Annotated in this window: 13 protein-coding genes and 1 pseudogene; 11 read left to right on the top strand and 3 right to left on the bottom strand. The window is 37.6% G+C overall.

Translation table 11 applies throughout. The annotated features are described in order from the left end of the window. The first annotated feature begins 55 nt into the window (after positions 1–55). On the top strand, positions 56–1,057 hold the full coding sequence (yutH, locus tag ACFQZ1_RS00400; RefSeq protein WP_377880129.1) for a spore coat putative kinase YutH: 1,002 nt from the start codon (positions 56–58) through the stop codon (positions 1,055–1,057). 84 nt (positions 1,058–1,141) lie between these two features. On the opposite strand, the pseudogene ACFQZ1_RS00395 reads toward yutH, so the two are convergent. Beyond that, positions 1,142–1,360: pseudogene (locus tag ACFQZ1_RS00395) on the bottom strand (NifU family protein); the annotation flags it as partial. A gap of 178 nt (positions 1,361–1,538) precedes the next feature. Between ACFQZ1_RS00395 and ACFQZ1_RS00390 the strand changes: the two are divergent. The 3 genes from ACFQZ1_RS00390 (at position 1,539) to ACFQZ1_RS00380 (ending at position 2,997) form a co-directional block, all read left to right on the top strand. Next, positions 1,539–1,847 (top strand): YuzD family protein, encoded by a 309-nt coding sequence (locus tag ACFQZ1_RS00390; protein ID WP_377880128.1) that lies wholly within the window; start codon positions 1,539–1,541, stop codon positions 1,845–1,847. A 74-nt stretch (positions 1,848–1,921) separates the two neighbouring features. After that, positions 1,922–2,212: a hypothetical protein gene (locus tag ACFQZ1_RS00385; RefSeq protein WP_377880127.1), complete on the top strand. Its 291-nt coding sequence runs from the start codon at positions 1,922–1,924 to the stop codon at positions 2,210–2,212. Next, positions 2,200–2,997 (top strand): nucleotidyltransferase domain-containing protein, encoded by a 798-nt coding sequence (locus ACFQZ1_RS00380; protein WP_377880125.1) that lies wholly within the window; start codon positions 2,200–2,202, stop codon positions 2,995–2,997. Before ACFQZ1_RS00385 ends, ACFQZ1_RS00380 begins: the two co-directional genes overlap by 13 nt. A 301-nt stretch (positions 2,998–3,298) precedes the next feature. On the opposite strand, the gene ACFQZ1_RS00375 is transcribed toward ACFQZ1_RS00380, so the two are convergent. After that, entirely contained in the window at positions 3,299–4,369 is a 1,071-nt protein-coding gene (locus ACFQZ1_RS00375; protein WP_377880124.1) for an NAD(P)/FAD-dependent oxidoreductase, read from the bottom strand. Between the two features lie 331 nt (positions 4,370–4,700). Here ACFQZ1_RS00375 and ACFQZ1_RS00370 point away from each other — a divergent pair, with 331 nt between their 5' ends. The 3 genes from ACFQZ1_RS00370 to ACFQZ1_RS00360 all read left to right on the top strand — a co-directional run bounded on the left by ACFQZ1_RS00370 (position 4,701) and on the right by ACFQZ1_RS00360 (position 6,466). Then, complete coding sequence (locus ACFQZ1_RS00370) at positions 4,701–4,940, top strand: YuzB family protein (protein ID WP_098308736.1); 240 nt, start codon at positions 4,701–4,703, stop codon at positions 4,938–4,940. Positions 4,941–5,204: 264 nt separating this feature from the next. Next, positions 5,205–6,071 (top strand): diaminopimelate epimerase, encoded by an 867-nt coding sequence (gene dapF / locus ACFQZ1_RS00365; protein WP_377880123.1) that lies wholly within the window; start codon positions 5,205–5,207, stop codon positions 6,069–6,071. Between the two features lie 41 nt (positions 6,072–6,112). Further along, positions 6,113–6,466 (top strand): HesB/IscA family protein, encoded by a 354-nt coding sequence (locus ACFQZ1_RS00360; protein WP_098308732.1) that lies wholly within the window; start codon positions 6,113–6,115, stop codon positions 6,464–6,466. 222 nt (positions 6,467–6,688) lie between these two features. On the opposite strand, the gene ACFQZ1_RS00355 is transcribed toward ACFQZ1_RS00360, so the two are convergent. Next, a complete protein-coding gene (locus ACFQZ1_RS00355) occupies positions 6,689–8,842 on the bottom strand; it encodes an HYR domain-containing protein (protein WP_377880122.1) in 2,154 nt (717 codons plus the stop codon). A gap of 815 nt (positions 8,843–9,657) precedes the next feature. On the opposite strand from ACFQZ1_RS00355, the gene ACFQZ1_RS00350 reads away from it, so the two are divergent. The 4 genes from ACFQZ1_RS00350 to ACFQZ1_RS00335 form a co-directional block, all read left to right on the top strand. Then, positions 9,658–10,911 carry an ATP-binding protein gene (locus ACFQZ1_RS00350; protein ID WP_377880121.1) on the top strand — a complete coding sequence of 418 codons (1,254 nt, stop codon included), beginning with the start codon at positions 9,658–9,660 and terminating at the stop codon, positions 10,909–10,911. A gap of 84 nt (positions 10,912–10,995) precedes the next feature. Beyond that, positions 10,996–11,166: a hypothetical protein gene (locus tag ACFQZ1_RS00345; RefSeq protein ID WP_377880120.1), complete on the top strand. Its 171-nt coding sequence runs from the start codon at positions 10,996–10,998 to the stop codon at positions 11,164–11,166. A gap of 373 nt (positions 11,167–11,539) precedes the next feature. Then, positions 11,540–12,877, top strand: a complete 1,338-nt coding sequence (locus tag ACFQZ1_RS00340; RefSeq protein ID WP_377880119.1) for an amino acid permease — start codon at positions 11,540–11,542, stop codon at positions 12,875–12,877. Positions 12,878–13,225: 348 nt separating this feature from the next. After that, positions 13,226–13,758 (top strand): RNA-guided endonuclease InsQ/TnpB family protein (locus ACFQZ1_RS00335; RefSeq protein WP_377880118.1); only part of this gene is annotated, 533 nt, incomplete at its 3' end.

Below are 13,758 nucleotides of genomic sequence, written 5' to 3'. Positions count from 1 at the left end.
TGAAAGTTAACCAGAAGCTCATATATATATAGAAAAAATGTAGGTGGCGAGTACGATGATTCAACATATTTATGAGCATTATCATATACACGTCAAAGAACTTACAACCCTCGGGCCCTATCAAAGCTTTTGGGTTCGAAATAAAATTTATGTGCTTCTTGCGACGGGAAATTTGCAAGAAGAAGAGCTTGTTGAAATGAAGAAGTTAAGTGATTATATGAATCAGCAAGGTGATCTTACAGTTGCGACTTTTGTTCCAAACATACAAGGCTATTATGTTAGCGAGATAGAAGATGCAAATTATTGTTTGCTAAAAGGAATGCGTATGTTAGAGCGCAATGTAATGTCTTCAGGAAGCGAGCTATCGTTATTTCATAAGCGCGGAACGTTTTTTTCGGATGATGTTGAACATCTCAGCCGAATTGGTGAATGGAAGGCGCTGTGGGAAAAACGATTAGATCAGCTCGAACGCTTTTGGCAGTCAAAAGTAGTGAGTCATCCTACTGATATGTTTGAACAATTATTTATTGAATCATTCCCTTACTACTTAGGTCTTGCCGAAAATGCGATTCAATATGTAGTAGATACAGAAATTGATGATATTCCTCAACTTGCTGATGCTGCAACGATTTGTCAGGAACGATTTACGCCATTACTTTGGCGGCAAACGAAGCGATTAAAGCTGCCGGTTGACTGGGTATACGATCATCCAAGTCGTGACTTAGCAGAGTGGATCCGTCACGTTTCTTTTGAAAAAAAGGAAAACTGGAAAGAAGAAATTGTTCAATTTGTAACTGACTATGAACGAAACTACCCATTATCTTCTTTTGGATGGCGTCTGCTCTATGCGCGTCTTCTCTTTCCTCTCCATTATTTTGAAACAATTGAAGGATACTATTTAGCTGGAAGTGAGACGCAGAAATATGTATACCAAGATCGGTTAGAAACTATTTTGCAGCAGGTAGGTCAATCAGAACAATTTCTTAAGCAGTTTTATGACCTTATTCATTTACCCGTTGATAAGTTAGAAATTCGTAAGTTAGATTGGTTAACGTAATATGTAATTTTGAAAAAAGAGACCATAGTGGGTCTCTTCCTTTTGCTTTAGCGGCTTTCTAAGTGAGCCGCTTCCGCTTTTATATTAAAATACTTGTTCTACTTCGATTACGCCTGGTACTTCTTCTAAAAGTGCGCGTTCGATACCAGCTTTTAATGTGATTGTAGAACTTGGGCAGCTACCGCAAGCGCCTAGAAGGCGTAATTTAACGATACCGTCTTCTACATCTACTAATTCTACGTCACCGCCATCGCGAAGTAAGAATGGGCGTAATTTATCTAATACTTCTGCTACTTGTTCGTGTAAGTTTTCGTTTTCCATTTTTATCGACTCCTTTCATTAGTTTTATTATAATCAAGATACAGGGGAAAATCTATTTTTAATATCTTTCTTATGTTGTCAAAATAGTTTATGGAAAATTCCTGCTTATATGTGACAATAAGATGTAGAAAGAAATGTATGTGCAAATGGGGGAGAGAATATGATAAAAGTTAGCGTTTACGGAGCGAAAGTTGTATGTGCTAGCTGTGTTGGGATGCCGTCTTCAACAGAAACGTATGAATGGCTGCAAGCAGCAATTGGCCGGAAGTATGAAGGACAAGAAGAGAAATTTCATTTTGAATATGTGGACATTCACGAACAGCAAGAAGAGGAAGAAAAACGAACTTTTGCTGAGCGTGTGATTGAAGAAGACTTATTTTATCCCGTTGTACTTGTGAACGGTGAAATCGTGGGAGAAGGTAATCCCCGCTTAAAGGATGTATACGAAGAAATTGAGAAATATCTATAATATAACTCACAGAGCTCTTGCAACGTAGACTACGAAACGCAGGGGCTTTTTTTGTATTCGAAAGGGTGGATGAGATGAAGAAGGGCTTTGTAATAGGGAGTATAGGGCTTTTTGCAGTTAGCGGTATTGCCTATATGGAAGGAGATGCAGCGATGATTTACTCGTTAGCAGGTTGGCTGAGCCTCTTCTTCTTAGTTAGTGCAGCATTTCTTTGTATAGATGGATTCATTTTAGGAGCGCGGGGGACATTTGCTTCGGCAAAGCCAACGCGAAAAGAATCTCGTTTTCAATCTGCTAAAACGAATGCGTTTGCAGCGATTCCTAATGTGGCAGCTGCGTTAGGAGTATATTTATGGGTATCGTAATGGAGCGTTCTATACCAGAAGAAGTGAAACTCTTATTAGACAAATACGTGAATGGACTTCAGGAAATCGTTGTTAAAGAAAAGCTAGTTGGTGTGTATTTGTATGGTTCTTTAGCATTAGGAGCGTTTCATTTGGAAACGAGTGATGTTGATTTTGTAACGGTGACAACAGAACAAGTAAGTGAAGCAGAGAAAGTGAAGATACGTGAACTACATAAGAAACTCTATAAACACAATCTTGGTAAGAGAATGGATGGTATGTATATTCCGCTTGTTGATGTAGGAAAGCAAAATCATGAGATGTCACCGTATTTATATTGTTCAGATGGAAAAACGAATGAAGGACATTGGGATATTAATTCTGTGACGTGGTGGACATTAAAAAATCAAGGTATTACTGTTTTGGGGAAAACAGCAAACGAGCTTCCATATGCAGTAACGTGGGATGATGTTGTGAGCACAATGAAATACAATGTGGAACAATATTGGAGCGAGAAAGTAAAACGCTCTTATTTATTTTTATCCACAGAATGGGTGGAGTTTGCAGTTGTGACAATGGGACGTATCATATACACGTTAGAAACGGAACGTATTGTTTCTAAAGATGAAGGGCTGCAATATATGATGAAATCTTCTAAGAAGTGGGAACCGTTGCTGCAAGACGTGTATCGGATGCGTCAAAAGGAAGGGATGAAACCGTCCTTATCGAGATGGAGACGTGCTAAGATGACGAAGCAGTACTTATTGTTTGGGATAGAGGAATGCAAGAAGAAGTGGGGAAGATAAAGTGAAACTTCCATCAGTGGGGGAGGTTTTTTCACCCCCCCACTGATGGTTAGCTCTCACCAATCGGGCTTTTACGGGCAGTTATCCCCACCTATCTTCCTTGTTTCTCTTGAATCTTGAGGTGGGGTCTTACTGCCCGTTAATGCGGGATAAAGTGAAACTTCTGTCAGTGGGGGTTTTACTGCCCGCGAATAGCGGGATAAAAGAAGTTCATACTTTTGTTTGTTTTCATTGAAATCGCTTCCAATGTATATATAGGTAATAAAAAACAAGAGCTGCATGGCGGCTCTTGTTTTTTTGCTTAACCATTATGATGTTTATACATCCAAAGAATACCTGATTTTAAAAGGCGAGGTACGCGGCCCATTAACGGCTGATTTGCGAGTAAACCGAAACCGTGTTTTTTACCAAGAGAACCAAGAACACCTTTTAATTTAATAACAGGTAGTTCTTCTGGTAATGTTTCATTATTCCAACGTTTTAATAATATTTGGACAATTTGTTCACCTTGTCCTTCTGCAAGTTGAGCAGATGGTGCATGCGGCAATGCAGCGCAGTCACCTAACACATACACGTTCTCATATTCTGGGATATTATGATATTTTGTTAATACAACCCGACCGCTATTATCGTGCTCGACAGGTAGATTACGAACAATTTCACTCGCTTGAATGCCGGCTGTCCATACGATTGCATCGCATTCAAGTGGTTCATCGTGATTATACACAATATTTGGTTCTACTTTTGTAATGTTCGAGTTACGAATGATTGTAACGTTATGTTTCAAAAACCACTCTTCTACGTATCTGCTTAATTTTTCTGGGAATGGGAAAAGAATGCGATCTTTTCGGTCAAATAAATAGATGTTTAAGTCTGGACGGCTTTCGCGAAGCTCGCTTGCTACTTCAACACCGCTTAGCCCAGCTCCTACAACAGCAACTGTTGCGTGTGGCTCTAAACCGTTTAGTTGTTGATATGTTTGACGAACTTGTTCAATGGATTGAAGGCTATACGTATTTTCTTGCGCTCCTGGAACGTTGTGATAGTTGTCTTCACAACCAAGTCCAATAATTAAGTCATCATAATTCACAATTGCACCGTCATCAAGATGAACGGCTTTGTTTTCTAAATCAACATTCGTTATAGTCCCATATTGAATATTAAGTCGTGGATGTTCTGGAAATGGAATGCGAATATGCGTTTCAGAAATCGTTCCTGCTACTAATGCGTAGTATTCTGTTTTAAAACAGTGATACGGTACCTTGTCGATTAATGTCACTTGAACATCATCCGGAAGTTGGTTGCTCGGAAGAAGACGCTGTAAAACTCTCATTCCACCGTAGCCCCCACCAAGTATTACGAGGTGCTTCATGATGGATTACCCCTTTTCTATTGAAATATCCCCTGATCATAAAAAGTTTTTATATTACAAAAATATTTTGACTTTACCCACTCAAATTATATCGAATTTAGAAGCAAATAACAATGTATGAATGCATAATCTGTTGTACAATAAGAAGAAAAGTGGGGCGATTTGTGAAAAAATTGTAGAATGCTGCAGTTTTTGACCGAAAAGTGCTTTTTATTAAGGATTACAGAATGAAACGATTGAAAATTTTAGTCGTTTTAACTCGACTTATACAAACATCTTAGTTTTACTGTTATAAAACAAGGGTTAATATATAGATGTAGGGGGGATTAGGGTGATTAAACCGTTAATTGAATTTTGTGTCGGCAACCTTGCAAGTGGCGCGCAAAAGGCACGGGAACAACTGGAGAAAGATCCGAATTTAGATGTGATTGAGTATGGCTGTCTTGGTTATTGCGGTATTTGTTTTGAAGGACCGTATGCACTTGTGAACGGTGAAGTTGTAAAAGGCGAAACACCGGAAGAACTTGTGAAAAACATATACGATTATTTAGATGAAAATCCGATGTTTTAAGACGTTGCAAAGAGGCAGCGTCTTTTTTATTTGGTAAAGGGGAAACGCATAAAATCACCTTGAAGGAACAGTCTAACTAATGCAGCAACGTATATAAAAAAAGAAAGCCCTTTGTTGAAGGGCTTTTTTCTTACACGATACGTGTAAGCACGACCTTGTTACGCTAAAATGTCGTTGAATATGAGAAACGGGGGACATTCTTATTGTTTTCCAAAAGCGCTCATTTTATACTTATAACAATAAAAAATTTTGGAGTGAAACAATATGGAACAACTTTCTTTCACGAAAATGCACGGCCTTGGAAATAATTATATTTATGTAAATATGTTTGAAGAACAAATTGCAGAAGAGCATTTAGCAGAAGTTGCTGAAAAAGTGTCAAATGTGAATACGGGGATTGGTTCTGATGGAATGATTTTAATTTGTCCATCTGAAGTTGCTCCTGTGAAAATGCGTATTTTTAATAAAGACGGATCAGAAGGAAAAAGCTGCGGGAATGGGCTGCGCTGCGTTGCAAAGTATGCATATGAGCATAAATTAGTAGAAGAGACTGTTTTTACAATTGAAACGTTAGCAGGAATCGTTACAGCAGAAGTAAAGGTTGAAAATGGAATCGTAACTTCAGCTACGATTGATATGGGTGCACCGCGATTAAAACGCATTGATTTACCGATGCTAGGTGAAGGTGAAACGCCATTTATTCGTGAAGATTTCTTGTACAGTAACCATCGTTATATATTTACAGCTGTCTCAATGGGAAATCCACATGCTGTTATTTTCGTGGATGATATTGATGAAGCGCCGCTGACAACATTAGGACCTGTTTTGGAAACACATGAGATGTTTCCAGAAAGCGTAAATGTGGAATTTATTGAAGTATTAAATGATCGTGAATTGCATTTCCGTGTATGGGAACGCGGTTCTGGTATTACACAAGCATGTGGAACAGGAGCATGCGCCGCAGTTGTAGCAGCAATCTTGAACGGGAAGATGAAGCGCGGGCAAGAAATTACTGTTCATTTAGCAGGTGGAGATTTAATGATTACGTGGACAGAAGAAGGAACAGTTTTAATGAATGGGCCTGCAGAAGTCACTTGCAGCGGTGTATATTATTATAAGATTGAAGAGTAAAGATGTATAATAGAATGAAAGAAGAAAGGAAGGTGGATTCTATGATTACTGTAACAGAACAAGCAGCATATCAAATTAAAGATATGTTAAAAGATGCTGAAGATGGAGAGAAATACGTTCGCCTTGCAGTGCACGGCGGTGGATGTAGCGGTCTTTCTTACGGATTAGGATTTGAAAGAGAACCGAACGAAGACGACACAGTTCTTGAATTTTTCGGTGTTGAATTTGTTATTGATAAAGAAAGTGCTCCGATTGTAAAAGGAGTAAAAATCGATTATAAGCAATCAATGCTTGGCGGCGGGTTTACAATCGACAATCCAAATGCTATTGCATCATGCGGCTGTGGATCATCATTCCGCACAGCAACGAATGCTGGTAAGCCTGAAGAGTGCTAATGTAACGTTTTTCGCATTGAGATATGATTGCGTTTTGAAGACTTAGTCAAATGCTTATTTAATTCGTTAGAAATGAAAAGAGCGTCCGTAATGGCCGCTCTTTTTTTGATTCATTTAATCAAGATTATCGGTAGTAAAAAATGGATTTATGATTTTTCTGTTAAAAAAGCGAATGTAATAATAATGTTCATGACCGTTACAGTAAAAGAGTATATAGCTGTATTATTGACAACATATGTTGGGATACAAGCGACAATTAATAATGTTTGCAGGGCAAGGTATAAGGGGAGGCGGCGCTTCATTCGTAACTGTTACAGTAAAGGAGCAGGTAGCTGTATTACCGGTGGCATCGGTAGCGGTACAAGTGACCATTGTAGTCCCAACAGGAAAGAAAGATCCAGATGCAGGTGAACAAACAGCAGTCACACCAGGACAGTTATCAGAAACGACAGGTGCTGGATAATGAACAATAGCACCAGATTCCCCTGGATCATTTGCCTGAGTAATGTTGGCAGAACATGTGATAGTAGGCGGTTCGATATCTTTCACTGTGACGGTAAAAGAGCATATAGCTGTATTGCCAGCAGTATCTGTAGCGGTACAAGTAACAGTTGTAGTCCCAACAGGAAAGAAAGATCCAGATGCAGGTGAACAAACAGCAGTCACACCAGGACAGTTATCAGAAATGACGGGTGCTGGATAATGAACAATAGCACCACATTTGCTCGGATCGTTCACTTGAGTAATGTTAGCAGGACAGGCAATAGTAGGCGGTTCGATATCTTTTACTGTAACGGTAAAAGAGCATTGTGCTGATCCTCCGCAAGGGTCGGTAGCCATGCAAGTGACAGTTGTAGTCCCAACAGGGAAAAAGGAACCTGATGCTGGTGTACAGGCAACAGTAGCACCTGGGCAGATATTATTTACGGAAGGTGGTGGAAATACCACTACCGCCCCGCATTGACCAGGGGCATTATTTTGAGTGATGTTGGCGGGGCAGCTGATGATGGGGGTGCGAGTTTGGTCATCGATGTTAGCAAAGATATCTTGACTTCCGCTGAGCGTATCAGTCCATACTGAGATTAATTTTTCTGGTTCTGACGCATTTGGTGGGCTTATAGCTGCAAAAATATAGTCACCGATAAATTGGCATGGTTCACCAAAAGACGGATCGGCATTAGGATTAAAAGAAACGTCTGTTATTCGTGAATTGCTTGTAAATGAAAGGCCTCCATCAAGGGATTTTGCTCCAAAAACATCTAGAAGGGTAGTAGATTCCCGGTTTGTATAGTAAATCACGTTTACGGTGCCGCTACACGGTGAAGCTGTAACAAATGGGAAAAAATTTTGAGAACCCTCTGGGCTATTATCGACTCGTATAGGAGCAGACCAGTTGGCTCCGCCGTCATCGGAAAAAGACAAGAGGATGTGAGCATTTCCAGATCGAAAGTCCTGCCACGCCGCATAAACTCTTGCAAACTCTGCAGAACCAAAACATCCTGAAGTATCTACCGCAAGAAAAGCAAATGTGGGAACACGGAATCCCCATTGAGGGACCTTGGCATTCAATGGAGAAGGAACCTCAACGATATTACTCACGGTAATCGTAGGTCCAAATGTAATTCCGCCATCATCTGAACGGCGTATTTTAAACAAGGCATTATTAAAATCTCCTTCAGTCCAAGCGACATATACTCCTCCATTTGGACCTACTTGAACATTTGATCCTTGAACAAAAGGAAGTCCGGGAAGTACGGGTGTGATGGGAACTGGTGGTAACCAGTTTAATCCGCCATTTACCGATCTTTGAAGTAAAATTTGTGAATTAGTGAAATTACCCGTGAACCGGGTGTAGCTAATATATGCATTGCCCACAAAGGGACTTGTCGGAGATTTATCGATGGCCAGGTATTCTTTGTCATCAAAGATTCCGTTACCTGTTTCAGTAGAAACGATGATTGAATTCGCGTAATTTTGTCCACCGTCTACTGAACGAAAGACAATTATAGATGCCTCATTTGTTGCATTCTTAACTGCGATTCCTGATATCAATGATATATTGTTTAAACCGAAATCTATAATTGGATCTGACAAGACATCAAAACTGGTGGTAACAGGTAAAATCGAGCCAGTAAATGTATTGCCTCCATTAAAGGAGCGGAAAAGAGCAAATCCATTCTTTGTATAATCATGGGAGACAGCAATAATGGTTAAGGGATTCATTGGATTAACTGCTACACTCGGTTCATTCTCCGGTGAATTAGTGCCAGGGAGTGGTATATTCGTTCCATTTGCAAGTGCATTTACATTTCTTACTGTAATGTTTTCATCTTTTGACTGCATTTCCATTCTAATTAATCTTTTTGATTTAGACATTGTTTCACATTACACCTTTCTATTTATATACTAGTCTAATCAAGCTATCGGGTGTCCTTTTTTTTTTGTAAACGTTAGGTGATTTTTTCTTTTTTAGGTATGTGGACCTTCTCGGATATAGATTAGACGGTTACTATCCCGTTAGGAAAAGAGTCTCTGTAGGACAAATTGATCGTTTACATTACCTAGAAAACGACTTTTTAAAGCTTGTCCTAGTATCATATGCAAGTCTTGAACGAGTTGTTTCAATAGAGTTTTGGATGAAATGAAAAATATTCGCTTCAAAGGTAGCTTATATATCATATAAGGTGAAATCTCCTTAGGGTCTTATTGTCCGCAAATAGCGGGATAAGGTGAAACTTCCTTCAGTGGGGGCTTCATCCCACACTGAAGGAAAGCTCTCACCAATCGGGTTTTAACGGGCAGTTATCCCTCACCTATCTTCCTTGTTCCTTTCTGCACCTTGAGGTTGGGGTCTTACTGCTCGTTAATGCGAGAGAAATGACGAAAAAGGTAGAAATTTCAGTTTTGGTAATTGTAATTAGAGCGCTTTCATGTTATTTTTAGATAAATAATAAAGTGGATTTTTTTATTTCTTTATTAATTAACTGAATTTTCAGAAATATTTTTCATGTATTTTTTCTATACCAAATGATTATTAAATTTAATATAAGCCGTAAAAGGTACCACTACTTATCTGTTATTTTAAAGGATAAAAAACCTAATAAACGTTGATTTGAATATCGGAATGTAAAGATATACACTCTGGAATGAATGTATTATCCCCCTTACCCAAAATTAGGGAGGTATAGAATTTGGGAATCTCTACGCTACTATTAAATGCATTTATTATTATAATTTGTATCCTTAGTTATCAAGTATTTTGGCTAGATAAGACAGAAAAAAAAGCACGTAACGATATACTAATTTCCTTTCTTTCATCGATTGCAATTGTTCTTTGTATGACATTCCCTTTTCGATTACATGATGGATATATTTATGATTTACGTTTTATTCCAATTCTTTTAGTTTTGCTATACGGAAATACAAGAAGCATTATTTTTATAGGTATTGTATTTATTTCTTATAGGTTTTATTTAGGTGGGAACGGCTTTTTTCCATCAGTTATTATATATAGTATGACTGCGGCTGTTACGACAATATTCCGTTACTTTCTACCCGTTCATTTTAGGAGAAAAAAAATATTGTTTAACATACTATTTATTTTGATTTGTACCAGTGCTCTTTCTATCTTTGCTACAATAACTCAAATTAAAATAAGTGGTAAAATCGAAGCTGTTTTTATTGAATTTTTGGCTAATTATGTAATGATTAATATTTTCACAGGAATGTTATCTGTTTATTTAGTAGAGGGAATGATTGAGAAATTTAGAATGAAAGAAAAAATTCAAAGGGCAGAAAAATTTTATGCGGTTAGTGAACTAGCTGCATCGATTGCGCATGAGATTCATAATCCACTGACTACTGTGTATGGATTTACTCAATTATTCCATGAAAATGAAATTTCAAAAACATCTCAAGATAATTATTTAAAGATTATGTTAATGGAATTGGAAAAAGTACAATTTATTATTAATAATTATGTATCTCTAACGAGACCACAAAATACGATAAAACAATTACTAAATATTAATTTTATTTTTCAAGAGGTAACAAATATTATTTCACCATTAGCACTTTCATATAGTGTTGAAATAAAGAGCAGTGTTACAAGTAATCTGTATATAAATGCTAACTCTGAGAAACTAAAACAATGCTTAATCAATATTATCCAAAATGGAATTGAAGCTATGGAAGATGGTGGAGTATTACAAATTCATGCACAAAAAATAAAAAATAATATTGTGATTGATATTATCGATTCGGGAATTGGAATGTCTCCACAAGAAATAAAGCGAATTGCTACGCCGTTTTATTCAACAAAAGAAAAAGGAACTGGATTAGGTACTATGATCGCTTATAGTATTATTAAAGAATTAAACGGAGATATAGAAATAAGGAGTAAAAAAGGAAAGGGAACACGCTTTTCCATCATTATACCTTGCTAAGCAAAAATGAAATCAAGCATTTTTTATCGGTGATTTTTAATAAAATCGTGACAAAAATCCGATAATAAAAAAGAGGTGATTTTGATGGGAAAATGGAATGAACAGGCAGCACCGAATAATAATTTGTCATCCAGCACAATTCGGTCATCTGAACTCCTGTTAGGAAAGAAAGCAGACCATGAATTTTCAGAGGAACTTTCCGATGGTGGAGAAAGAGATAAAAACATTCAAATACTCAAAAACAATTCTAAATAGAAAAAACTGATGCAACGGTGGCGATGAAAAAATCGCCACTATTTTTTTTCTTTGTACAAAAAAATTTCTATTCTAAGCAAAAATTAAGAGCTAAAAATTAAAAACATCACCATACTTATAAAATGGCTTTTTTTATAAAAGGTTCTTTTTACTAACTTAGGATGTTTCAAAAACTGTTGATTATGAAATGTTCTCCCTCATATTTCCTCAAAATACGCTTCAAAAATATATGCCAAAATCAAAAAGATTATTGTATAGTTTAAATATTACATCAACTAGGGAGAACTATGCAGCAGTTAGTGATGTTACGTAATCACTTTCTAGAAAAAGATATTAATCTTGTTTCTATTTTATTACTAAAGGGGGATTAGACATGGCACAACAACAATTGAAACGCGAACTGCAACCGCGCCACATCAGGCTTATGGCAATAGGCGGGATGATTGGGACAGGAATTTTCAAAGGAAGTGCAGATACGATTTCAGCTGCAGGACCTGGTATCGTTTTTTCTTATTTATTTGCAGGGTTTCTTCTTCTCATTGTTATGAGTGCAATAGCAGAAATGGCTATTGCTTATCCAGGTTTAAATATTCAAGGGATGATTCAAAAAGCTTTCGGTTCCCGTTTCGCCTTTGTCATTGGTTGGCTCTACTGGGTCGACTGGATTTTAGTTATTATTGTTGAGGTTTTGGCAGGAGGGAGCTTTTTACAATACTGGATTCCATCCGCTCCTTTATGGTTGCTTAGTTTAGCATGTACTGCGCTTCTCCTCTTGATCAATTTGTTTAGCGTCAAACTTTACGGTGAAATAGAGTTTTGGCTTGCGAGTTTCAAAATTATTACGCTTGTTTTATTTATTTTGCTTGGTTTTGCCTTATTATTTGGCCTCATTCCAAATCATGAAGCAGCATATTTTACAAACTATACAAGTCACGGCGGATTCTTTCCAAAAGGATGGGGAAGTATTTTTACAGCACTCTTAATAGTTGTCTTTTCTTTCGGAGGCTCAGAATTAATCGGATTAACTGTAACAGAAACGAAAAACGTGGAACAGACGCTTCCTAAAGTAATAAAAGGGGTCATGTTTCGAGTGGTCTTATTTTACACATTACCTATTCTCATCATCACTGGACTTATCCCTTGGGACGAAGTAGGAAAGCAAGGCAGTCCTTTCGTACAGGTCTTCTCGGCAACCGGATTACAAGGTGTAGCACATATTATGAACTTTATTTTATTGACCGCTGTGTTGTCGGCTGCCAATTCAGGAATGTATGCTACTTCCCGTATTTTGTACTCTCTAGCGCAAAATAAAGAAGCTCCTGCTTTATTCTCGCGTCTTACTAAGCGCGGTGTTCCTGTCTGGGGAGTTCTTGTCAGTTGCACTGGTTTATTAATTGGATCTTTTATCGCGTTCCTTACACCAGAGCATGTTTTTGGCTATTTGATGTCTATCCCGGGCTTTACTGTTTTGCTCATTTGGACTAGCATTTGCCTTGCGCAATTCAAGTTGCGTAAACAGTATCCTAAAATGCCGTATTTTCGCGTGTGGTTCTTTCCATACAGCACCTTGTTTGCAGCAGCTGCCTTGGCAATTATTTTTATTTTCTTCTTGTTCAATGCGGGGAATATAATTAACTCTATTGTATGTGCAAGTATTCTTATCCTTTTATCGGTCCTATCCATTTTGGTTGGCAGAAAGGAATCAAAATAAAGATCTTCAGCTTAAAAAGGAATATTCACTTTCTAAGAGTAAAAAGGCCGTGTAAAGCGGCCTTTTTGTTTTGGTATTTTCATTAAAAAGCTTCTGCAAGACTTTAACATACTTCCAAAAGAATTCCCTTTCCTCAAGGAATGAGAAGGGTGAAGCCCAATGAGTAGGGAGGAGATGAATTTTGGTTGGCGTAAGCCAAAGGAATGAAAAAGGAATTTCCTCAAATAAGACAGAAATTATAGAAAGAATACCTTTGATCTCAAAGTTATTGTTTGCTGACTGTAGGCGGTGCACCATTAGAAATTCTAAAGCAATGCCGAAACACAAGGACAAAACGAATGGGGGGTGATGACAATGTTGTTGAACCAAAAATATGAAATCTTTCCCACAGAAGCGCAAAAAGAAGTGCTAGACTGTTGGCTACAATATTGTCGTCAAACCTACAATTCTGCCTTGTTAGACAAAGAACGGAAATATAAGCAAAATAAAGAAAATTACAATCGCTATGATATGCAAAGACAACTTACATTGGACAAGAATACGTATCCTTTTCTAAAAGAAATGCCTTCTCAGCCGCTACAAGAAGTTTTTGCGCGTCTGAAAAAAGCGTTTGATAATTTCTTTCGTAAAGATGCAAAGTATCCAAAACAGAAAAAGTATAAAGACTACACGAGTATGACATTTCCGCAATTTGGGTTCAAACGAAATGGAAAGCATCGCTATGCCATGTCTTTTTCTGATAACGGTAAATTATACAATACAAAGCTGGGAGAAATAGATATCATACTTCACAGACCACTCGAAGGAACAATCAAGCAACTGATTCTCAAACGTCAAGGGAAAAGATGGTACGCTATTTTCTGTGTCGAAAGACAAGTGGT

Source organism: Bacillus sp. CGMCC 1.60114 (genome assembly GCF_042676365.1).
GTDB lineage: Bacteria > Bacillota > Bacilli > Bacillales > Bacillaceae_G > Bacillus_A > Bacillus_A rhizoplanae_A.
The sequence above is the reverse complement of the archived record's forward strand: the minus strand, read 5'-3'. Positions and strand labels throughout refer to the sequence as shown.

What these genes read in the sequence shown, in the direction of transcription:
- yutH (WP_377880129.1), top strand. Translation starts at nt 56, where the DNA reads ATGATTCAACATATTTATGAGCATTATCATATACACGTCAAAGAACTT.
- ACFQZ1_RS00390 (WP_377880128.1), top strand. Translation starts at nt 1,539, where the DNA reads ATGATAAAAGTTAGCGTTTACGGAGCGAAAGTTGTATGTGCTAGCTGT.
- ACFQZ1_RS00385 (WP_377880127.1), top strand. Translation starts at nt 1,922, where the DNA reads ATGAAGAAGGGCTTTGTAATAGGGAGTATAGGGCTTTTTGCAGTTAGC.
- ACFQZ1_RS00380 (WP_377880125.1), top strand. Translation starts at nt 2,200, where the DNA reads ATGGGTATCGTAATGGAGCGTTCTATACCAGAAGAAGTGAAACTCTTA.
- ACFQZ1_RS00375 (WP_377880124.1), bottom strand. Translation starts at nt 4,369, where the DNA reads ATGAAGCACCTCGTAATACTTGGTGGGGGCTACGGTGGAATGAGAGTT.
- dapF (WP_377880123.1), top strand. Translation starts at nt 5,205, where the DNA reads ATGGAACAACTTTCTTTCACGAAAATGCACGGCCTTGGAAATAATTAT.
- ACFQZ1_RS00360 (WP_098308732.1), top strand. Translation starts at nt 6,113, where the DNA reads ATGATTACTGTAACAGAACAAGCAGCATATCAAATTAAAGATATGTTA.
- ACFQZ1_RS00355 (WP_377880122.1), bottom strand. Translation starts at nt 8,842, where the DNA reads ATGTCTAAATCAAAAAGATTAATTAGAATGGAAATGCAGTCAAAAGAT.
- ACFQZ1_RS00345 (WP_377880120.1), top strand. Translation starts at nt 10,996, where the DNA reads ATGGGAAAATGGAATGAACAGGCAGCACCGAATAATAATTTGTCATCC.
- ACFQZ1_RS00340 (WP_377880119.1), top strand. Translation starts at nt 11,540, where the DNA reads ATGGCACAACAACAATTGAAACGCGAACTGCAACCGCGCCACATCAGG.